The sequence below is a fragment of the Lysinibacillus sp. NPDC096382 genome (assembly GCF_044762845.1).
GTDB lineage: Bacteria > Bacillota > Bacilli > Bacillales_A > Planococcaceae > Lysinibacillus.
This window is the reverse complement of the sequence record NZ_JBIWFC010000005.1, coordinates 121,595-143,161: the sequence shown is the minus strand read 5'-3', so window position 1 is coordinate 143,161 and position 21,567 is coordinate 121,595. Positions and strand designations below refer to the sequence as shown.

Annotated in this window: 25 protein-coding genes; 17 read left to right on the top strand and 8 right to left on the bottom strand. The window is 37.3% G+C overall.

Annotated features, from left to right (window positions below; translation table 11 throughout):
• Nucleotides 1-15: 15 nt before the first annotated feature.
• The gene (gene sigJ / locus ACIQZA_RS09980; protein WP_400940095.1) at nt 16-903 is read left to right on the top strand and encodes an RNA polymerase sigma factor SigJ; all 888 of its coding nucleotides are present in this window, start codon (nt 16-18) and stop codon (nt 901-903) included.
• A 61-nt stretch (nt 904-964) separates the two neighbouring features.
• Here sigJ and ACIQZA_RS09975 read toward each other — a convergent pair whose 3' ends face one another.
• Nucleotides 965-1,087, bottom strand: coding sequence for a hypothetical protein (locus ACIQZA_RS09975; RefSeq protein ID WP_256469487.1), 123 nt, complete (start codon nt 1,085-1,087; stop codon nt 965-967).
• Nucleotides 1,088-1,379: 292 nt separating this feature from the next.
• Here ACIQZA_RS09975 and ACIQZA_RS09970 point away from each other — a divergent pair, with 292 nt between their 5' ends.
• Nucleotides 1,380-2,117, top strand: a complete 738-nt coding sequence (locus tag ACIQZA_RS09970) for a polysaccharide deacetylase family protein (protein ID WP_400940092.1) — start codon at nt 1,380-1,382, stop codon at nt 2,115-2,117.
• A gap of 102 nt (nt 2,118-2,219) precedes the next feature.
• Here the strand turns inward: ACIQZA_RS09970 and ACIQZA_RS09965 are convergent, their stop codons facing one another.
• On the bottom strand, nt 2,220-2,477 hold the full coding sequence (locus tag ACIQZA_RS09965) for a hypothetical protein (RefSeq protein WP_142508634.1): 258 nt from the start codon (nt 2,475-2,477) through the stop codon (nt 2,220-2,222).
• Nucleotides 2,478-2,584: 107 nt separating this feature from the next.
• On the opposite strand from ACIQZA_RS09965, the gene ACIQZA_RS09960 reads away from it, so the two are divergent.
• Entirely contained in the window at nt 2,585-3,376 is a 792-nt protein-coding gene (locus ACIQZA_RS09960) for a DUF2268 domain-containing putative Zn-dependent protease (RefSeq protein ID WP_402881309.1), read from the top strand.
• A gap of 351 nt (nt 3,377-3,727) precedes the next feature.
• Here the strand turns inward: ACIQZA_RS09960 and ACIQZA_RS09955 are convergent, their stop codons facing one another.
• The 3 genes from ACIQZA_RS09955 to ACIQZA_RS09945 form a co-directional block, all read right to left on the bottom strand.
• On the bottom strand, nt 3,728-5,050 hold the full coding sequence (locus ACIQZA_RS09955; protein WP_142508632.1) for a CitMHS family transporter: 1,323 nt from the start codon (nt 5,048-5,050) through the stop codon (nt 3,728-3,730).
• 105 nt (nt 5,051-5,155) lie between these two features.
• Nucleotides 5,156-5,869 (bottom strand): response regulator, encoded by a 714-nt coding sequence (locus tag ACIQZA_RS09950; protein WP_402881310.1) that lies wholly within the window; start codon nt 5,867-5,869, stop codon nt 5,156-5,158.
• Nucleotides 5,838-7,376: an ATP-binding protein gene (locus tag ACIQZA_RS09945; protein ID WP_402881312.1), complete on the bottom strand. Its 1,539-nt coding sequence runs from the start codon at nt 7,374-7,376 to the stop codon at nt 5,838-5,840. Before ACIQZA_RS09945 ends, ACIQZA_RS09950 begins: the two co-directional genes overlap by 32 nt.
• 740 nt (nt 7,377-8,116) lie before the next feature.
• Between ACIQZA_RS09945 and ACIQZA_RS09940 the strand changes: the two genes are divergently transcribed.
• Together ACIQZA_RS09940 and ACIQZA_RS09935 are read left to right on the top strand one after the other, a co-directional pair.
• On the top strand, nt 8,117-8,629 hold the full coding sequence (locus tag ACIQZA_RS09940; RefSeq protein WP_400940082.1) for a DNA-deoxyinosine glycosylase: 513 nt from the start codon (nt 8,117-8,119) through the stop codon (nt 8,627-8,629).
• Between the two features lie 219 nt (nt 8,630-8,848).
• Complete coding sequence (locus tag ACIQZA_RS09935) at nt 8,849-9,325, top strand: hypothetical protein (RefSeq protein ID WP_402881315.1); 477 nt, start codon at nt 8,849-8,851, stop codon at nt 9,323-9,325.
• 255 nt (nt 9,326-9,580) lie between these two features.
• On the opposite strand, the gene ACIQZA_RS09930 is transcribed toward ACIQZA_RS09935, so the two are convergent.
• Nucleotides 9,581-10,072 (bottom strand): SRPBCC family protein, encoded by a 492-nt coding sequence (locus tag ACIQZA_RS09930; protein WP_400940127.1) that lies wholly within the window; start codon nt 10,070-10,072, stop codon nt 9,581-9,583.
• A 134-nt stretch (nt 10,073-10,206) separates the two neighbouring features.
• Between ACIQZA_RS09930 and ACIQZA_RS09925 the strand changes: the two genes are divergently transcribed.
• On the top strand, nt 10,207-10,566 hold the full coding sequence (locus ACIQZA_RS09925; RefSeq protein WP_400940077.1) for a YybH family protein: 360 nt from the start codon (nt 10,207-10,209) through the stop codon (nt 10,564-10,566).
• Here the strand turns inward: ACIQZA_RS09925 and ACIQZA_RS09920 are convergent.
• A complete protein-coding gene (locus ACIQZA_RS09920) occupies nt 10,563-11,357 on the bottom strand; it encodes a sulfite exporter TauE/SafE family protein (protein ID WP_400940075.1) in 795 nt (264 codons plus the stop codon). The two genes, ACIQZA_RS09925 and ACIQZA_RS09920, sit on opposite strands and share 4 nt — an antisense overlap.
• Before the next feature lie 398 nt (nt 11,358-11,755).
• Here ACIQZA_RS09920 and ACIQZA_RS09915 point away from each other — a divergent pair, with 398 nt between their 5' ends.
• The 11 genes from ACIQZA_RS09915 to ACIQZA_RS09865 all read left to right on the top strand — a co-directional run bounded on the left by ACIQZA_RS09915 (nt 11,756) and on the right by ACIQZA_RS09865 (nt 20,725).
• Nucleotides 11,756-12,265: a nucleotidyltransferase family protein gene (locus ACIQZA_RS09915; protein WP_402881317.1), complete on the top strand. Its 510-nt coding sequence runs from the start codon at nt 11,756-11,758 to the stop codon at nt 12,263-12,265.
• 25 nt (nt 12,266-12,290) lie between these two features.
• Nucleotides 12,291-12,755 carry a DinB family protein gene (locus ACIQZA_RS09910; protein WP_402881318.1) on the top strand — a complete coding sequence of 155 codons (465 nt, stop codon included), beginning with the start codon at nt 12,291-12,293 and terminating at the stop codon, nt 12,753-12,755.
• A 10-nt stretch (nt 12,756-12,765) separates the two neighbouring features.
• The gene (locus ACIQZA_RS09905) at nt 12,766-13,596 is read left to right on the top strand and encodes a helix-turn-helix domain-containing protein (RefSeq protein WP_400940069.1); all 831 of its coding nucleotides are present in this window, start codon (nt 12,766-12,768) and stop codon (nt 13,594-13,596) included.
• 219 nt (nt 13,597-13,815) lie between these two features.
• Nucleotides 13,816-14,793, top strand: a complete 978-nt coding sequence (locus tag ACIQZA_RS09900) for an ABC transporter substrate-binding protein (protein WP_400940067.1) — start codon at nt 13,816-13,818, stop codon at nt 14,791-14,793.
• 265 nt (nt 14,794-15,058) lie between these two features.
• Complete coding sequence (locus ACIQZA_RS09895) at nt 15,059-16,066, top strand: FecCD family ABC transporter permease (protein ID WP_402881321.1); 1,008 nt, start codon at nt 15,059-15,061, stop codon at nt 16,064-16,066.
• A gap of 22 nt (nt 16,067-16,088) precedes the next feature.
• Nucleotides 16,089-17,090 (top strand): FecCD family ABC transporter permease, encoded by a 1,002-nt coding sequence (locus ACIQZA_RS09890; protein WP_483869823.1) that lies wholly within the window; start codon nt 16,089-16,091, stop codon nt 17,088-17,090.
• Nucleotides 17,091-17,101: 11 nt separating this feature from the next.
• A complete protein-coding gene (locus ACIQZA_RS09885) occupies nt 17,102-17,902 on the top strand; it encodes an ABC transporter ATP-binding protein (RefSeq protein WP_400940060.1) in 801 nt (266 codons plus the stop codon).
• A complete protein-coding gene (locus ACIQZA_RS09880) occupies nt 17,899-18,678 on the top strand; it encodes an alpha/beta hydrolase (RefSeq protein WP_400940057.1) in 780 nt (259 codons plus the stop codon). Before ACIQZA_RS09885 ends, ACIQZA_RS09880 begins: the two co-directional genes overlap by 4 nt.
• Nucleotides 18,679-18,845: 167 nt before the next feature.
• Complete coding sequence (locus ACIQZA_RS09875; protein ID WP_400940054.1) at nt 18,846-19,490, top strand: hypothetical protein; 645 nt, start codon at nt 18,846-18,848, stop codon at nt 19,488-19,490.
• An 89-nt stretch (nt 19,491-19,579) separates the two neighbouring features.
• On the top strand, nt 19,580-20,062 hold the full coding sequence (locus tag ACIQZA_RS09870) for a hypothetical protein (RefSeq protein ID WP_400940052.1): 483 nt from the start codon (nt 19,580-19,582) through the stop codon (nt 20,060-20,062).
• A 150-nt stretch (nt 20,063-20,212) separates the two neighbouring features.
• Nucleotides 20,213-20,725, top strand: a complete 513-nt coding sequence (locus tag ACIQZA_RS09865) for a YfiT family bacillithiol transferase (protein WP_400940050.1) — start codon at nt 20,213-20,215, stop codon at nt 20,723-20,725.
• A gap of 138 nt (nt 20,726-20,863) precedes the next feature.
• On the opposite strand, the gene ACIQZA_RS09860 is transcribed toward ACIQZA_RS09865, so the two are convergent.
• On the bottom strand, nt 20,864-21,478 hold the full coding sequence (locus ACIQZA_RS09860) for an exosporium glycoprotein BclB-related protein (RefSeq protein WP_400940048.1): 615 nt from the start codon (nt 21,476-21,478) through the stop codon (nt 20,864-20,866).
• Nucleotides 21,479-21,567: the final 89 nt, after the last annotated feature.

Sequence of the window (21,567 nt, the reverse complement as noted above, 5' to 3'; positions counted from 1 at the left end):
CATATGAGGTGAGCAATGGATAATGAGTTAATAAGTCAGCTGTATAAAGAGTATAAATCACTGCTTTTTTCAATTGCCTATCGCATGACAGGTAGTGCATCAGATGCCGAGGATGTCGTACAGGATGTATTTGCACAGATAGGGAAAAACGGAGTAAATCATATGGACAATATAAAAGCTCTTTTATGCAAAATGGTGACGAATCGTTGCTTGGATTTGTTAAAGTCTTCAAGGAAAAAGAGAGAATTATATACGGGAACATGGCTGCCTGAACCTCTAGGATTACATGAGGATGATCCTTTGCTTACTATATTAAATGATACGAGTATTTCACTAGCAATTATGATTTTGTTTGATGAACTAAATCCAATTGAGCGGGCTATTTTTATTCTGAGAGAAGTTCTTGAGTATGAGTATCCAACAATTGCTGCAATCGTTGATAAAAGTGAGATAAATTGCAGGAAAATTTTAAGCAGAATAAAAAAGAAATTACCTGAGCTAGTTAGAAAAAATAGTATTGTTACAGACAAATTGGGAATAAAAAATACAGTGACTGTTTTCATGTCTGCTTTTCAACAAGGAAAGGTCAGTGAACTTGTTCATATTTTAAAAGAAGATGTTGTTTATTATGCAGATGGTGGAGGAAAGGCTACAGCTGCATTACATCCTATTTACGGTCGTGAAAAAGTTTTCCGTTTATTATCTGCTCTTTTCTGTAAGTTTGAAAATAATGAAGATAATTATACATTAGAATTGATGAACATTAATGGGACAACGGGCTTAGCATTAATATTCGAAAATAAAATTCAGGCAGTAATTGGCTTCGAAGTTGGACATGGACAAATCGAAGCAATTTATTATATGGTAAATCCTGAAAAGTTAAGATATGTTGCTGAAAATTGATTTATGCGTAAAAAGTTAAAAAGAATCAACTCGTTTTATATGAGTTGATTCTTCTTTTAAATTATTTTGTATAAGAAAGCATAGCAGTTTGCTTGAAATTTTTTAATGCAACCGTTGCCTCGTTTTTAGTTTTATACTCGAACATACGGTAAGTATTTTGTTCAAAAACTGTAATAATCCACATAATGAAAGATCCCCTTTGTTTGGTTTTTTTGTACTATAACAGATGGTGAATAAATTGATTTTATCTGTCATTGTTATATATCAGTTATGTCTTTTATTTTACATCAATTAGTGAAAAAAGAAAGTACTTTGTGAGTGTTTTCACATTTCGTTCAAAATATGACTGGGAATTTAATTTTTTTTGAAATAGGTAAGAGGAGAAAACAGCCAAACCTTCGCAAGTATAATTCAATGTAATTCGTAAATAGTAAGTTGACGGAGTTATGTGAATTTGAACTTGGGAGGTGATGCTTATGACACGTAAATATGTATTGGTTTTATCCCTTTGTTTTTTAATCATATCGGTATTTTTTACAGGGCTGACAACTTATGCGGATAAAGGTCGACCTTATTATGAGGAGACAGGGGAAGTTGTCTGGGATATTAACACAAAAGACAAAATTATTGCTCTTACCTTTGACGATGGACCTCATCCTAAATATACGGCAGCTATTTTAGATTTATTGGCAAAGTATGATGCAAAGGCTACGTTTTTTATTATTGGTAAAAATGCAGAAAAATATCCAGACCTTGTTTTACGATCTTATTCTGAAGGGCATGAGCTGGCCAATCATACGTATTCACATCCGTTTAAAGCTTCCGTAGCTGAATTACAGGCACAACTACGTAAGACAAAGGAAATAATTTATGGTATTACTGGATTTGCACCAGTTTTGTTTCGTCCTGTAGGCGGATACTATAATGATCAAATGATCAATTCCGCTGTTAAGGATGGATATAAAGTAGTTATGTGGTCTTGGCATCAGGATACTCAAGATTGGAAACAGCCAGGGGTTAACAAAATTGTCCGAAAAGTGATGAAGGGGTCAAAGCCTGGAGATGTTATTTTGTTTCATGATGGAGGCGGCGATCGTACGCAGACCATTAAGGCACTGGAAGAAATCTTACCAGAACTAAAAAAACAAGGTTATACATTTGTCACAATATCCGAGTTGATTAAAAGTAAACAGCAACAAGAGCAAGTGCAATAAGGAAAAACAAGCCATCTCAGCAGCATGAAATGGCTTGTTTTTTTTCCCTATGACAGTAAGACTGTCATTGCGCAGCGGATAGTATAATTAGTCATTTCAAAATTACCAAAATAATAGTGGTGCTAGTGCAATTCCGGCAACCGCTCCAAGTGCGATTCCAACGCCGAAACCTGCTCCGGCTCCTCCCCAACCCCAATAACCTAAACCATAACCGCCAAATCGTCTATCAGGTTGAATCCACACTTGTCTTCTATCCACCCTAGTTATTTCTCCGTAATGTACTCTGCCACCTCGTTCTTCAATTCTTACACGTTTACCATGATATTGACAACAAAGATTATAAGTATTAGCTGGATTCACAAACTATCCCTCCTTTCGACTTCCTTACAAGCTAATATATGCGGTTGCAATCATTATCACTAGCCGATTGTCTACTTCGAACATAAGCTATAGTAAGGAGGGAATGTATGTCAGTAATACCAACAGATAAGTGGCTCAATGAATTAAAAGCTAGTCAAAGGCTTAATGATAGTAAAAATCTTGAGGACTTACAACGCTCTATCCTTTGCGATCGTTTGGTAGAGATTTTTATTGGTGGATCTCCAGATGAAATACAATTTGAACTACAGCAACAGGGGCTTTTTAAATCACATGAAAAAATAGACATTACCAAGTTGAAAAAGCAAAACGTTTGGGAAGTAGTACAGAAGGAATTTATATATTTAAAAGAGAGATGGAGCGGACCAACTATACCAATCTATATCTTTCCAATCACACAAGAGCAAACGATTACTAATAAAAACGGTGTTGCCTATCCAAATGCTTTGTTTTTATATATTGGAGAGCTTGAAAAGCAGGAGCTTAAAGCGTTATTTGCGCATGAGTATAATCACGTTTGTCGTCTGCAATATTTAGATAAATCTCTAGATGAGGTGACGTTGTTAGATTCTTTAATTTTAGAGGGATTAGCAGAATGTGCAGTGGAGGGGATTTACGGTGATAGATGGTTAGCGCCATGGTTGAGGTCCTACTCATTAGATAACATGCTAGAAATTTGGAAGGGGCATTTTTTACCTCAAATCAATATACAAGGGTTAAACAATCATGCTGAATTTTTATATGGCGGAAAGCTTCCTCAATGGATAGGGTATTGCATTGGTTATGAAATAGTAAGGTCATATATTAGAAATCATTCAGCCAATAAACTGCATGTAAAAAGTTCAAAGGAAATACTTGCTGGATCTGATTTTCCATTATAAGACGATATCTATATAAAAATAGCCAGTTGCCGATTCACCACTCGACAACTGGTCTTTATTTTCATTTATAGGATTATCACCATAACGGGTGGTTGATTTCCGTTCCGGCTGGGCGCTTTGTTGCTGCCGCTTCGCTTTCGCACAGAGCAAAGCTTCCTGGGGGCGTCCGATGAGCCGCTTCGCTGCAGGGTATCGGGCCAATAGGATGTTGGTCACGAAGGAGTTATCACAGGACGTGATGCTTTTAGCCTTCGTTCCTCTATATCGCTAATCCCCAAGGAGTCGCCCAGCCTCCACTCCAATCACATAGCATACGTTTTAAAAATATCATCTCCAACAATCGATGATGAGCTAGATAGCAATAATTCCTATTGCTACAGCAATGAATAGTAAAGTAATGCTCAATCCCCACATCCAGAAGAAAGAGTATTTTAAGTGTTTCCCCATTTCTAAGCCTGATAAGCCTAAAGCTAACCAAACAGCAGGGGCAAGTGGCGATACAAATGTACCTACAATATTACCAATAATCATTGCATAGGCAGTTGAAAGAGAATCAATATCGAAAGATAAGCCAATCTGTTCAACTACAGGGAATAAAGCGAAGTAATATGCATCCGTACTTAATAATAAATCAAATGGTACCCCTAAAACCCCGATAATGATATGTAAATAAGATGATAGGGCTGATGGTAGAATGTGTACGGCGTTGTTGGCAATTGCAGTTAACATCCCAGTACCATTAAGGATGCCTAAAAATAATCCAGCGGCAATAATGATAGACGCCATCGTTAAGGCATTCGGTGCATGTGCTTGTACACGTTCCATCTGTTCTTTAGGAGAACGATAGTTGATTGGTAAGGCGATGGCCACGCCAATTAAAAAGGCTAGTCCTGCTGGTAAAATACCTGCAACTAAAATTCCGATAACAAGAACCGTAACAATAGCATTAATCCACAATAGTTTTGGTCGTTGTAAGCTTGTGTCTACTTCTGATGAAACAACACCTTGTGTAATAGCATGATCATCATTTGTGAAGTCAAGGGTACCGTATTGTTTTAGAATACGGCGCTTTTCTCTAAAACCAAGGAACACCGCTAAAGTTATCATTAACACGACACCAATGATTTGAATAGTGATTAAAGGATACCAAAGTTCAGTGACATCCGTCTTTAAAACGGAAGCAACACGACCTAATGGACCACCCCAAGGAATCATATTTATAACTGCTGCAGCTCCCCCAACTAATAACAGCAATAGATATGGATTCATACGTAAACGTAAATATAAAGGCAATAATGCTGGGATTGTAATTAAAAATGTTGAAGCACCAGAACCATCTAGTTGCGCCACTACAGCAATTATTACTGTTATTACTGCAACAACAATAATGTTTCCTTTTGAAAGCGCAATCATTTTATTGATCAATGGTTCGAATAATCCTACATCCTGCATAATACCAAAGAAAATAATCGCAAAGATAAACATAACAGCTACGTTCATCACAGAGCTTAATCCAGAACTAAAGAATTCTCCTAATTCATCAAAATTAAAGCCAGCTATAAATGCTGCCACGATAGGTGGTATTACCATTGCTACAAGTGGTGATACACGACCACTAATAAGCAGAGCAACAATAATAATAATTGTTAAAAATCCGATTATACTTAAACTCAAAAATATTTCCTCCCTTTGTGATCAATCATTCAGATTATTTAAAAAATATCATAGTGCCAAAGAGAGGAAAATAATATAGTCATATGTTAAATAAAGAATATAATATTAGTTTTGTTCATAAGTTCCACGATATACATATTTTCGTTCAGGTCTTCCGACGGTGCCGTAAATCAATTTTGTCTGTAAAAACTGTTCCCCAACTAAGTATTCTAAATAACGGCGGGCTGTTGAACGACTTGAACCGATGAGTTCGCTTAATTGTGAGGCTGTAAGCTCCTGTGTTTTGAGACCTTCGAAAATGCTTTTAACAATTTGTAATGTGTGCAAATCTATACCTTTTACAAACGTTTCTTCATCTATTATTTTAGTGCTAGATTCCCTATAAAATAATGAATCAAGATCCTTTTGAGTGACATTTTTGCTATTTTGAAATAAATGATGTTCCTGTAAATATTTCTGAAATGCTCTTTGAAGTCGTTGCTCTTCAAAGGGTTTTATTAAGTAATCTGAAATGCCTAAGTCCAATATATCCTTTATTAAACTTATTTCAGTTGCTGCAGAGATTACGATGATTTTTATAGATGGATAAAGATGGCGTATATGGCTTACTAATGAGCTACCTTCAACATCAGGAATATACAAATCTGTTAATACAATTTCAGGTAAACTAGAGGGCGTCTTTAGCTTTTCAATCGTTTCTTTTCCCGTACGTAAATTTTCAGTAACGATAAATCCTTTTATATTATGAACATAATCTGCGTGAATTTTTGCTACTCTAAAGTCATCCTCAATAATCCATACACTTTTTGATATTGTCATTCTCAACGTCTCCTTTAGGAACTATTATTAAAAAACATGCTCCTGATAAATCACCTGAATCCAATAAAATGTCTCCATTTATCTCCTGAAGGGCTTTCTTGCTTATAGCTAGTCCATGTCCGCGATCTAACCCTTCTTTAGTGGATACACCTTTTGTAAAAATTTTATCGTAAATATTATTATCAATACCCGGGCCATTATCTTGAATCTCAAATAAGTAATGGTTTTTATAATTGTTGATAGATAGTTGAATCACTTTATTTGAGGATTCCCAGCATTTTAAAGTTTCAATAGCATTTTGAAGTACATTACCAAGAGCTGTTAAAATGGCATTTTCTTGCTGTTTGGATATTTCGATTGAGGGAGAAATTTCATTAAGCTCGAGTTTGATGCCTAGTTCTGCCGCTTCTGCAATTTTCCCCTGTATTAATGCAAGTAGAAGAGGGGTTGTTACATTGCTATTTAAAAAAGCCTGATTTTTAAGTTGTATGTTTCGTTCTTCTTTAATAAATTCAATAGCTTCGTTGTAATGCTTATGAACAAGCAAACCTAAAATGATATGGAGCTTATTAGCAAATTCATGAGTATATGCCCGTTGAACATTTGCATACTGCTTCATCTGTTTTAATTCATCAATGATTTTTTGAATATCTACTTTCTTTCTAAAGGTGTATAGTGAACCAATTTTCCTTTTCTTTTCAACTAAAGGCGTTTTATTTAAAATGATAATATGCTCATCAAGTGGTAGCTCTAAATTATGAATGTTTTTCTCTGCAACAATTTTAGGCGTAAAAATATGTTCAATTTTTGCACCCATCCAATCTGATAGAGACTTATTATGAGCGGAATCTAGCATTTCGTAAGCACTTCTATTAATAGTCGTAATTTGATTAAAGTGATCGACAGCTATTATACCCTCGGCTGTTGTTTCTAAAATGACCTTGTTTTGTTGATATAATTTAGCGATTTGAATAGGTTCCATATTAAACAATAATTTTTTAATATAAATGGAAATGGCTATTGCACCTAATATGCCTATTAAAAGAATAATTAAGGTGTATTTAATCCATTTGTGAATATAGCTTTCGATGATTGTGTCGATATTTTCTGTTAAAAATCCGACAGAAACAACACCAATAATTTTATTGTCTATTATGATGGGAGCTTTACCACGAATAGATTCGCCTAATGATCCCATGGTTTTAGAAATATAAGCTTGTCTATCTAGCAATGCGGCATCATTGTCTCCACCAACCATTTTCTCTCCAATTTTATCTTTTAAAGGATGTGAATAACGAATTCCTTGAGAATTTCCAACGACAATATATGCTGCGTCAGTTTCTTTTCTTAAAGGCTCGACAATTGGTTGGATAATTTCACTTGGATTTTCTTTATCAAATGCTGCAGTGATTTCTTCCATAGATGCGAGAGTTTTAGCAATATTTAATGCTTCCGCTCCCATCTGTTTTTCTGTCGTATCCCGGATATGCTCTTGCAATAGATACATGAACATGCCACATATTAAAAGGATTAGGATACTTATTAAAAAAATCATTCTAACCGTAAGAGATCGGAACCAATTTCTCATATTTCACCTCTATGTAGTTTGATACTCGTAACTGCTACCTTTACGGAAAAATAAAAATATCTCGAAAATAGCGCATTTGTCTGATGATTAGTCTATCATAAATATCCAATAAATAGAGGAGGCCCTCAAGCTAGATTTATTTGAAGATAGTGGGAAAACCATCACAAAAAGATGTGGATTACATTTGTTAATACGTATGCTTTGAATATAAGTTGATTGGAGTGGAGGCTGGGCGACTCCTTAGGGATTAGCGATATAGAGGAACGAATGCTAAAAGCATCACGTCCTGTGATAACGCCTTCGTGACCAACATCCTGCTGCTGCCGCTACGTTGCACTCACGCTTTCGCGCAAAAGACATCTGTTGGCCCGAGACCCTGGAGCGAGCAACGCGAGTGAAGCGGCTCATCGGACGCCCCCAGGAAGCTTTGCTCTGTGCGAAAGCGAAGCGGCAGCTACAAATGTTTTCTGTAGCGAAAGAAAAGCGACAGCTACAAATGTTTTTCTGTGCGAAAGCGAAGCGGCAGCAACAAAGCGCCCAGTCGGAACGGAAATCAACCCCACTGTATAGTGATGAACCTTTACTTTTGGTATTTGATACATGCCTTTAATAACATTAACACAAATTTTCCGCTACAATATTAGGAAGGATTGATTGTAATGTCGAATGAACTTAAAAATGTATTACCACCAGTTATTGATTTGTCAACGAAGGTGTTAATTGTCGGCTCAATGCCAGGAAAGCAATCATTAGAGAAACAACAATATTATGGTAACCCACGCAATCACTTTTGGCCGATTATTGGGGAAATATTAGAGATGGATGTACCTCAGGAGTATGGACAAAGATTAAAATGGCTAAAGGATCATCATATTGGTCTCTGGGATACAATAGAATCGTGTGAGCGTAAAGGGAGCTTAGATGCGGCTATTCGTAATGAAAAACCGAATGATTTTAAAACGCTTTTCGAACACTATCCTAATGTTGAGTTAGTGCTTTTTAATGGCGCAAAGTCATTCGAAGTTTTTAAAAAGCATATTGGCCTTGAAGTTTTAGATGGTCGAGCATATCAAAAAATGCCTTCGACTAGTCCAATACCAGGTAAAAATATTAAATCCTTTGAAGAGAAGCTTGAGGATTGGCGAGTGATGCACTCTTATTTGCCTAGATAATTACATGACAAAAAATTCCTGATGATTAGTGTTATTTGACGGAGAGGATTATAATAGGGCATTACTGCCGAAATTAGTAAGATTCTGCGGGGCAATAATACCATACCTTGTAAACACAAATACGGTTTAGAACGACTGAATACAAAGCTAATGGGCAATTTGCTCAACGGTTATTAGCCCTTTTACATATATTGAATTATGTAAAGGGAGGGGTTTATCATGTACAATCCATATGAAGAAATTGTGCCACTGCCAGAACCCGGTTTCGAACCATCATTTGGACTTCCTGGTTTTAGACCACCACCATCGTTTGGCCCGCCTAGTTTTGGTCCGTCACCGCCGTTTGGCCCGCCTAGTTTTGGTCCGTCACCGCCGTTTGGCCCGCCTAGTTTTGGTCCATCACCGCCGTTTGGACCACCTAGTTTCGGCCCGCCACCAGCAGGTCAAATGCCTCTTGGTCCACCGCCTAGCTTTGTGCCATCACTGCCACCTTTTGGGGTAGGTACAAGTGGTATTCAATCTTGCTTATTTAGAAATACGTATATATGGATGTTTAATGGAACAGGCTTTTGGTTCTTCCTAACTGCTGTAGGAAGAGAGTTTATTGCAGGGTTCCGTTGGAGTAACAGAAGTGGTTGGCGCTTCCAAACTATTGCAAGAAGAAATATTCGCTCGTATGAATGTTCGAGATGGTAATTAGGCGTATTAAGTAGCAATGTATATGAAATAAAGGTGTCATTAATAGGGAATTTTTATTGATTCATAGTGTTGAAAAAATGGCCAAGGAAATGTTCCTGAATTAGCATGTATCTTCTAGCATGTTATTCAGAAAGCGAGTAGCTTAAAACGTAAATCACCTAAAATGTCTGCATTGACCATTTTATTTTTCAACAATAATAAACCTCCTAAAGCATGTGTTTCTCTGCTTAGGGGGTTTATTCGTAATTCCACTTAAATTTTCTCTACGTCATCCACAAGCTGCGTATACTCTGCAAACCTATTTTGCCATTCGTCCATTGGAAATTCGTCATGTGCAGTTCCGTTTAATAAATCTGAGAGCATGTCTAGGCATATATGCCAGCCGGCTAAATCTTTAGGTGTATGCTCAGTTAGCTCGCTAATCGATTCAAGTAATATTAATATGGAGCCGCTGCTAGTAGGGGAGAGCTCAAACCTTACTGTATCTTTGCCCCACGCAAACTCGAGTACATTCTTCACGGTATAGTCAGTAATTGCTATTTCCTTATAAGCGTTTGTTCCATCATTCATATTAAAATGGATTGTGCCGTTCTTTCGAAGATCAATGATTTCTAAATTATTCATCCATTTTTGAAGCTTTTCATTCTCCGTTAATACTGCCCAAACAGCATCAACTGAATGTGACAGTGGTCGCTTAAATTTTACGACATAGTTATTTTGTTGTTGTTGAATAGTAGCAAGCATGGATACCCTCCTTGTTTCTTTTATTTCATCATAAACTGTTTGAAATAGTCTTGTCATGTTTTCTTCTATTTCATTCTTGTTATTTCTAAGTAGTAGAATTCCGATTAATATTAGTTAAGAAAGGAGGAATTACCATGCCATATCAACAAGCTTTAGACATTTATATTGCAGCGACAAATTCCCATGATTTTAATAACGTAAAGGCAATTTTGCATCCACAAGCGGTGTATTGGTTTTCGGATAAAACATGCATAACTTTAGAAGAAATAGGAGCTTATTTCAATAATGCATGGGATTTGATAAATGAAGAAGTTTATTCGGCCGCCGATGTTCAGTGGCTTACGGTTGATGAACAATCGGCTACCTGTATTTATACATACCATTATGAAGGCTATCATAACGGGAAATTTGTATCAGGTAGTGGAAGAGCAACGAATATTTTTACGGTCTTAAACAATGAATGGAAGTTAATTCATGAACATTTAAGCAGTTAAATTATTTTTATTGCTACTTGAATAAGTAGTAATGAAATGATGATTATTAATAGGATTTTAGCTATTTTTATCGGAATTTTTGGTAGAATTAAAAGTCCGAGCTGAGAGCCGATAATGGAGCCAACTGCCATCGCCATTGCATATTGCCATTGAATAAAGCCAGTTTGGTAAAATACGATAAATGCCCCTGTGCAGCTCCCGAAAATAAGTACGCGTGTGAGCTGTACAGCCTTTATGTAGGAGTAATGGTAGCGTAAAAAATGCAGTATGCTGAAGGTTGAAGAGCCAGGTCCAAAGCCGCCATCATAAACCGCTATTAAAAATGGCTGCCATAATTTATTGCTGTGTTTAGTGTCAATTTCTTCGGAGCTAACAGCCCATTTTTTATTTTTCAGCGTTATAAATAAGGCGAAGATAAGTAGCATACAGGCAATAATATTCATTGTTTTTTCTGAGATAGATACGGTTAGGAGTGCTCCACAAACCCCTCCAGCAATAGCTACAGCAACATATTTCATAATAGATACTAGACGAAGCTCTTTATGATAAAGAAGATAAAAGATGCTCGACAACGCTGCAACGCCCGATGAAAATTTATTCGTAGCAATGCCTGTTTGAATAGGTATACCAACAAGCATCATCGCAGGGATCGTAATTAGCCCAGCCCCCCCAGCAAGTGTACCGATAAAAGCAGCAATAATTCCAATACCGACGAGCGTCAGTGAAAGCTTTGTATAAAAAAGACTCATTACAATGGCAAACATCACAATCAAAATAAAAGGTTTTTTCATAAACGTCTCCTTTAGCGTTATTAGTTAAAGGGTACTGATAAATAATTTATAAATCTAATATATTATTTTTTGTTTTATATAAATGTGATTTATACAAAATACAATTGATTTTTTTTCACTATAAATACTTCTTTAAATACAGTCCCCTTAAAGCGCCAATCTCTCCTAATTGGCCCTTGCTTAGCCCCTATGAAATCGAGTTATAAATAGTTTGGGTCAATCGCTGACGCAGGTCATGATATTTTTCGTGAAGCACCTAAGGATGCTAACAAAATAAGAACAGGGTTGAGAATCATAATTCGTTAGCAGTGCAAACATTGGTATGACAAATTCAGAGGTGGATAAAACTGATAAAAACAGAACAAGAGCTAAAAAGCTTAATTGCCGCAGATAAATGGATGATGAACATTTTAAAAACTGTAGAAAAGTTACAATTACCTGATTCATGGGTATGTGCAGGATTTATTCGATCCAAGGTGTGGGATTATTTGCATGAAAAAGAATATAGAACACCATTAGCCGATATTGATGTGATATATTTTGATAAAGTAAATCTTTCCGAGAACTATGAAAAGCAGCATGAACAAGAATTGACGAAGTATTTACCGAATGAGCCTTGGTCTGTGAAAAATCAAGCAAGGATGCATGTAGTAAATAATAGTACACCTTATCAGTCATCTATAGATGGCATGGCACATTTTCCAGAAATCCCGACAGCTATTGGTGTGAGACTTACTAATGGAATACTTGAGATAGCTGCACCACATGGTATCAAACACTTAGTTTCCGGAACTGTCGCTCCTACACCATATTTTCAAAAAGACTCTCCGATGCATGAAGTTTATAAAAGCAGAATCCATAACAAACAGTGGAAATCAATTTGGCCGAAACTACAGATTTTCTACTAAAATGAAGCGAAGGAGCTAAGGGAATTTGTATCACGATAAACATCAAATAATCTCGCATTATGAAAAAGCTATCGTGTTTGTCGAAAGTTTAGCAAGCATAACAGAAGAACAATGGCGCACGTCTATAGTTCCTGGAAAATGGACGGTGGCAGAGGTAATTGGACATCTTACTCCATGGGATGAATTCGTGGTAAAACAACGTCTACCGTTTCTTTTTACAGAAGAAAGCTTACCAAAAGGACCGACTGTAGAAGAGATGAATACTAGTGCAGCAAAAGATAGTCGTGCACAAAGTAAAGAAGAAACGATAGCCAATTTTATTAAACAGAGACAGCAGCTAATTGACGCGCTTTATCAAATAGTTGATGAGCAATGGCGACAGCCTTTTACAATAGGTGATTTAGAATTAACACTTTCCGGTTATTTTGCAAGTTTAGTAGATCATGATTTGCATCATTTTTCACAAGTTCGAAAGTTCTTAAGAATGTAGAGGGTATAAAGTGGATATCAAGTATTTAATCGATTATTATGCACATGCATCTGTAAGTTTTACGGATGTTTTTACAAATAAAATGGAGCCGGGCCAAATAGATATTGGTCGAACAACAGCCCCTGGGAAGTGTGGATTGGTTGTGCCGCTTGCAGGTAGCGCTATATTTAGCTTTAACGGTGTCCCTTATGGAATGGAGCCGGGAATGGTCGTACATGCAGGACCACAAATGCCAATCGAAATTAAAGCTTCAGATGATAAAGGATGGGAGTATGCGGTTGTTCATTACCATATCCCTTCTGAAGAAATACCTCAATGTCCATTATCAACTCAGCATTTTTTAATTAATACAGGCTATCATACAAAAATTATTGACTATGTACAGCAGTTAATAGAATGCCAAGCAATGCCAGGTAATATGTCAATATTCAAAGCAAAGACTCTATTTATGAATCTTTTGGAAGCTATTCTTATATCGGCAAAAGTGAAGATACTCGATACAGCAAGTGACCAGATGGAGCAAGCTTTACAGTATATACATGAGAATTATGCTACTCAACTTTCTGTTTCGAAAATTGCTGAAGAATTTGGCGTGGAGCGTCGTAGATTTGCTTATCTGTTTGAACAGCACACAGGGATGACGCCTAGCGTCTACTTAACGGAATATCGTATCCGACGGTCGAAGGAATTACTGAAATATGACGATTCTCCAGTAGCAGAGATAGCAGAATGTGTAGGTTATGTAGATTGCTTTTATTTCAGTCGAGTATTTAAAAAATGTACTGGAATGTCCCCGACAACATATCGAAAAACAATGCTGGGGGAAGCTAAATACGTATAAAAAGTTGTTTCTTAAAAAAGAAGCGGCTTTTTTTGTGGTCGAAAATCGGCAAAAGTCCATGTGCTTCGCGAATTCGTCCATTCACAACTGGTTTTCTCTTTGTTAGGATAGTATCCGTAAATGATAATGAATATCAATTAAAAGGATCAATGCTATTGACTTATAAATGAAAATGATTATCATTATCAATATAATTATGTTCGTTAGGAGAGAAAATCTATGAATAAATATTTTAAAATGTGTGCACCTGCTCTATTAGCTCTATCCTTGGCTGCATGTGGAACGGATAAAGCAGAAGAATCTAAATCTACAAATAATGCAGCAGAAACTAGTGCATCAGAAACACAAGATCAAGCGAAAACACAAACGATTACATACTTAGGTGAAAAATACGAAATTGCCGCAGATGTCAAAAACATAGTAGCTGCAAGCTTAGAGTCTATGGAAGATGCGGCAATGCTCGGTATCAAGCCTGTTGGCGTGCTTGATATCGCTGGAAAAATTCCAGCATATCTTGCTTCTGAATTAGAAGGTGCTGAGCTTGTTGGAGATAAAATGACACCGAATAGTGAAGCCATTCTTAAACTTGATCCAGATGTTATTTTAGGTTCCACAAAATACCCTAAGGAAATGGCTGAAAAGCTCAATAAAATTCAAACGATGATTCCATATTCACATGTCTCTACAAATTGGAAAGAGAACTTAACATTACTTGCACAGCTTTCAGGTAAAGAAGACGAGGCTAAAAAAATTATTGCTGATTATGAAGCGAAGGTTGCTGATTCTCAAATGAAATCTAAAGAGCAATTAGCGGACAAGCAAGTTCTAGTTATTCGAGTACGTGGTGGCATCATGTATATCTATCCTGCGGGAGTTTATTTAAACCCTGTTCTATATGAAGATTTAGGGGCTCCAATACCAGAGGTTTTAAAAACTGCAAAGGCACAGGCTGAACTATCTCTTGAAACATTAGCAGAGGTTAATCCAGATGCTATTTTCCTTCAATTTGAGGAATCAGAAAATGCTGACGCACCAAAAGCATTAGAAGAGCTACAAAAGAATCCAATCTTTGCAAGCTTAAAGGCATCACAAAATAATCAAGTTTTCTTAAATGCCATTGAACCTTTAGCGCAAGGTGGTACTGCATGGTCTAAAGTTAAATTCTTAGATATCGCAGCTGAAAAATTACTTAAATAGTATAAAGAGGCTGGTAGTAGATTTGGTGGCATCACCAGGCTATTACCAGCCTTTTATAAGATAGAGTTCAACTTCTTTTATCGGATGTCCAAACATCCGCTGAAAAGAGGAACTTAGGCTAAGAACTTCACATCCTGTGAAAACGCCTGAGTGACCAACATCGTGTTGGGCCAAAGCCTTCGGACGCATTGTTTATCTGTAGCGAAAGCACAGCGACAGCTACAATGATGCCGAGGAATAATTGATATAGAAAAAGGTGTGGAAGTTGAAAAAAACAAACATTGTGGCATTTTCAATATTAGCAGCTGCTCCAATCCTAATTGCAATTGTGGCATTAGTATCCGTTATGTACGGCACAAAAGACATTAGTGCAATTACGGTGTGGCAGGCGATTACTGCATTTGATCCTTCGAATGTTGACCACCAAATTATACGAACAGGACGTATTCCTAGAATTGCCGCGGTATTACTAGTTGGGTCATTTTTAGCGGTGGCTGGGGCAGTAATGCAAGGTATTACACGAAATTATTTAGCATCCCCTTCGCTAATGGGAGTTAATGATGGTTCTGCATTTATGATTACGTTAGCAATAGTATTTTTCCCAGGGCTTCCTAATTACCAAATGATATTACTTTCAATGTTCGGTTCAGCATTAGGAGCAGGGATTGTATTTGGTTTTGGCTCTTTAATTCGAAATGGTTTATCACCAGTAAGGCTCGCTATTATTGGAACGGTCATTGGTACGTTTTTGAGCAGTATTGCTACAGCCATTGCGATGTATTTCCAAGTATCACAAACGGTAAGTGTTTGGTATAACACAAAGGTACATATGGTGGATATGGATATGCTCATGCTAGCTATTCCATTTGGGCTAGTCGGTTTAGTTCTTGCATTAGTATCAGCTAAGTCCATTACGATAACTTCATTAGGAGAAGATATAGCTATTGGACTCGGGCAAAAAACAAAAGCCGTGAAAATTATTAGTATGCTAGCCGTTGTCTGTTTAACAGGTACAGCTGTTGCACTTGTAGGAAAGATTGCCTTTGTAGGATTAGTCATTCCTCATATTACACGTTTCCTTGTTGGAGTGGATTACCGTTTTATCATTCCGTGTGCAGCTGCAGTAGGAGCATTTTTCTTAGCGCTTTGTGATGTACTCAGTCGCTTTGTTAATTACCCATTCGAAACGCCAATCGGTGTATTAACGGCATTTGTTGGTGTTCCGTTCTTCTTATATTTAGTACGTAAACACGGAGCTGAAAAACGTGCGTAAAAAAACCTCGAGTGTATTCGTTATGACTGTTTCGATACTCATATTATTTATTTTTGGTGCCAGCTATCTACATCTTACAAACGGTGTCTTTGATATGTCAGTGATGGATATCTTAAAAACATTGCTACGCATTGAACCAAATTCAAAATTTGATCTTGTCATTTTTGAATTTCGTTTACCACGTATTGTCATTGCAGCACTAGTAGGTGTTGGTTTAGGGATGGCAGGGGTTGTGCTACAAGGTATTACGCGTAATGGCCTAGCAGACCCTGGGATTTTAGGGATCAATGCTGGTGCTGGTGCAGCGGTAGTTATCTTTATGTTTTTCTTTCAATTACATCTCACATCTGCAGATATGAGTAGCTGGCTGTCCATTTTGATGATGCCGATCTTTGGATTCGTTGGTGGTGCGATGGCTGCTGTGTTAATTTACACGTTTGCCCTGAAAAATGGTCATTTAGATATGCAACGGCTAATTTTAACAGGGATTGCGATTAATAGTGGATTCGGGGCATTGTCACTGTTTTTATCATTGAAAATGAATGCTCAGGATTATGAAGCTGCTGCAGTTTGGATGGCTGGTTCTATTTATAATGCCAACTGGATTTTTGTTGTGACTATGCTACCATGGCTTATTTTAATAGGCTTTTATGTTTATCGGAAATCATATTTGCTCGATTATTTTCAATTAGAAGAGGACAGTATTACTAGCTTAGGGATAGCGGTAGAAAAAGAGAAGATGAAGCTGTTATTGGCAAGCGTCGGCTTAGTCAGTGCCTGCGTATCGGTGTCAGGTAGTATCGGTTTTATTGGTTTAATGGCACCACATATTGCTAAACAGCTTGTTGGGATACAACATCGTTATGTCATGCCAGTAAGTGCATTAATAGGTGCGGGATTGCTTATTTTTGCTGACTTTATAGGGAAAACAGTGTTTGCGCCTTCTGAACTGGCAGTTGGTATTGTTGTTTCGATTATCGGGATTCCATATTTCTTATATTTACTAGTGAAATCGAAGGCATAGGGGGAAATAGTATGCAAACTGCATTTAGAATGGAAAATTTGGCTTCTGGCTATGAGCAGGTTCGTGTGTTTGAAGGCTTAAATTTAACAATAGAAGAAGGAAAGGTTACGACTATTATTGGCCCAAATGGATGTGGAAAATCAACATTATTAAAAACAATTGGTCGTATATTAAAGAAGCAGCAAGGAACGGTCTATTTACAGGACCAAAATATGCAAAATTTATCGACGAAGGAAATTGCGAAAAAGCTAGCAATCTTGTCCCAGACGCCTATTGCCCCAGGTCAGTTAAAGGTTGAGGAGCTTATTGCTTATGGTCGTTATCCACATCGTAACAATGTTAATCGCATAACAAAAAAGGATGAGGAAATGATTGAATGGGCTTTAAATGTGACAAATACGATGGAGTATCGAAATCGGGAGCTTGCTCAGCTTTCTGGAGGGCAACGGCAACGTGTATGGCTTGCAATGGCCTTAGCCCAAGAAACGAATATCTTGTTATTAGATGAACCGACAACTTATTTAGATATGGCGCATCAGTTAGAAGTGCTAGAAATTGTGAAAGACTTAAACGAACAGCATCGTTGTACGATTGTTATGGTATTGCACGATATTAATCACGCGGCACGATATTCCGATCATTTAATCGCAATGCGGCAGGGAGCTGTAATGAAAACTGGCACGCCTGAGGAAATTTTATGTGCAGATGTTATGCGGAACGTATTCAATATTAATGCACGTATTATGCAAGATCCAGTTACGAAAACACCAGTATGTTATGGCTATGATGTTATGAAGGAGACCGACAAATGATGGAGGGAAAAATCGAGAAAGTACTTGATTATGAGACGCAGCAAATTGTATCGAAATTTACGGATTATACTTATACAGTAAATATCTATGTACCGAATGGAGAAGTACCGCAGGGGGGGGTTCCAGTTTTATACGTATTAGATGGATCGTCCTATTTCCATCTTGTAAAGGAAGCGGTCCGCCTACAAAGTCGTAATGCACCTAAAACGGGTGTTTTGCCAACTATTGTTGTAGGGATTGGACATGGTGCGGATATGCATGAACGGAGATTTTATGATTTTACAGGACAAGCCGAAACGTATACGTATCCCGCAAGATTTAAAGGTAATGGCTATGAGAAACATGGTGGAGCAGAGAACTTTAGTAGATTTTTAGAGGAGGAATTAAAGCCAAGTATTCAGGCTAAATTCCCAGTAAATGTGCAGCATGAAGCACTGTTTGGGCATTCATTAGCGGGTTACTATGTACTTTGGCAATTATTCTATCATCAAGCAAGCTTCCAACGTTATATAGCGATTAGCCCTTCTATTTGGTGGAATGAGCATGAACTAGTAGGTTATGCGTCAACTTTTTTAAAAGAACGTCCATTTGCTTATGAAAAACTATTCATCGGTGTGGGAGAACTAGAAACCTTTATGGTGGATGATGCACAACAAATCGCGAGTGAATTACAGAAAATCATGGATATCTCCTTCTATGAAGCGTTGGAGGAAAATCATGCTTCAATCGTCCCAACTGTTATGAGTAGAGCAATACGTTTTGTGAACAAAAAATAAATAGTGATGACCGCATTATTTTATGGTAATGCGGTTTATTTTTGTTTAAAATTTTATTACTCATTGGGATATATTGTTACAAAAGAAAGCAAGGAAGAAAATCGTAACGGTTTTTCGCTTTCTGTAGTGACAATGGAGAAACAGCTTACTAATTAGGGGGGCTAGCCTTGAAGAAAAAGCTTGGCTGTTTACATGCACATTATTCAAATATCGAGTATATAGAACAGGCATTTCAAAACATTGAGAAAGTAGAACTAGTACATTTTGTGGATCCAGGTCTTATACAGCAAGTATCAAAAGGGACTGAAGGGTTTGCTTTTAAGGTGAAAGAGCAACTTGAATGGATGGAAAGCTGTAACATGGATGCCATTTTAATAACGTGCACGAATTATATTGCATTGTTAGAGAAAGAACAGCTGGAGCTTTCTATTCCCATTATGAAAATAGATGAGCCCTTCTTTGAAACAGTATGTGAAGAAAAACAGCCTCAAACGATTCTTTTTACAAACCCTGAAACCGTTAAAGGTACGATGAACAGACTTCAACAATACGCTTTACTACATGAAAAAACCATTAATACTGAAATAATAATTATCGACAATACGTTTGAACTGATTATTCAGGGAAAAAAGGATGCATATAATAATGTTATTATACAAGCCCTTCATGATGTAGCAGGGGAACAGCAGTATATTTCAGTTGCACAGCTTTCAATGGTTGAGGCAGCACGGCAATTCGAAAAAGAGACAGCTTTAACGATCACTCATCCACTAAAGTCGTTAGTTAAATTTGTGATGAGATCTATAGAATAAAAGAATGTGTGTAATTTTCTAAATACTCTGTAACATTTGCGTGATACATTCGTTTAATGAAATAACTATGACTAGTAGGGAGTGTAGTAATGAGGCGATGGGTACTTATGGTAACAGTGTTGTTATTGTTGGTAGGTTGTACAATGCATGAGAAAGCGGTTACCCTGCCAAAGGATTTACCTGACTTTGTGCAAGAAAGTGACTTCAAATCGATTGATTGGGACAAAAAGGCTGTAGAGTTTGGAGAGAGAGGTATTATTGGTAATGAGGATAAATCAGGTGTTATCGGTGCTAATATGCCGAGTTTAAACACTCAAAAATGGATGTGGCATCTTTGGGGAATTGCAGAAGGTCGTGATACCAAGTTAACAATTGTCGGGTATCATAAAGATTCAAAAACAGTGCACCCTATCTTAGTAGATGGCTGGACTATAGGGCTTGGTGGTCCTGTTAATGGTGCAGATGCCCATAGACCATCAAGTGTAAAAATCCCAAAACCGGGGGAATGGGCGATTTTACTGTATATAAATGAAAGTTATTTTGATACGTTAATTTACGATATACATGAATAGAGAGTGAATATTTCACATAATGACCTTCGTTTTGTAAGCTGAGATTCTTATAAAATGAGGGTTTTGCTTAGCGGAATGAATGCGAATAGCGACAGAATTATAAAATTGGTAAAATAAAAAGTAAGAAAATAGAAATGGAGGATAGTTATTATGACCGATTTACGATATCCAATTGGACAATTTCAATTTCCGGAAGTAGTTACAGCACAGCAGGTACAGGAATGGGTGGAGGATATTCGTCTATTACCGAAACAACTAGCAGAGGCACTTAGTGGGGCAAGTGAGCAAGCATTAACGAAATCCTACCGAGAAAATGCTTGGACTGTTACGCAGCTTGTCCACCATATTGCAGATAGTCATATGAATAGCTACATCCGTTTTAAGCTAGCTTTGACGGAGGATATTCCGACAATTAAACCTTATAACGAAGTGGAATGGGCACAGCTTCCGGATTCGGAAATGCCTGCTTCAACATCTTATAAAATGATTGAGAGCTTACATGAACGCTGGGTTTATTTGCTAACAAACTTAACAGCAAAGCAATTACAACGAGCATTTAATCATCCTGATTCAGGATTAATGACACTTGAAAAAGCTGTAGCCTTATATGCTTGGCATGGGAAACATCATCTTGCTCATATTCATCTTGCTTTGGCTAAATAAAGAATTTTTCCAAAGTGAAAATAGGCGATTTCCAGATCTTGAAGAAAATCGCCTACTTTTGAAATTGTTTTCAAGTAAATATCGTATGTTACAAGGATAATGATATAGTAGCTTTATCTAACTTACGAACATAATTTTTTATACAATATTAATTCCTGCACTTGCGTTACCAGTAACAGTAGCAACAATCCCTGAGGAAGTAATGGAGAACACCATTAATAAGCGATCACCAGCAGCTACTGGCACTGGTGCAACGTTTGCAGTACCAAATGTAATAGTACCTACTGCTATTGTTGAGAGAGCTGGTGCTAAATCAACAAATGCTGTTGTAGGGCTGAAAACATTACTTCCCGCAACCGCGCGGTAAATTTGTGCTCTGACTGTTGCTGTTCCTGTAAGGGTTACGGCAACTGTTGCAGACAATGATGCAGAAATAGATGTAATAGTACCAGCACGTGGAACTGAAAAGGCTTCTGTTCCTGTAGCGGCAGTTAAATCTATATTTGTACCAGTAAGAGTTACCCCTGGAATAGACGTACCGAATCCTACAAGACTAACTGTACCGATAGCGCCACCAAGAACTGATGTTAAAACAACAGGAACTATTCCTGATGCGAATGGGATGATGGAGCCTGTTGCTGGTGGAGTCGTAATACATGCAGCTTCAATAGCTTCAAAAGGACCAAGTGCATTACACTGATTATTTTGATTTGCGCAGCCGCCGCACGTTGAATTCATACAATTCATACACATTTTTACACCCCCTTTCTTCATTATTCTATTCAGCTAAGATTATAGGGTTAGGGCAAATATCCACATTGTAGTTTTTATATGTGGATATT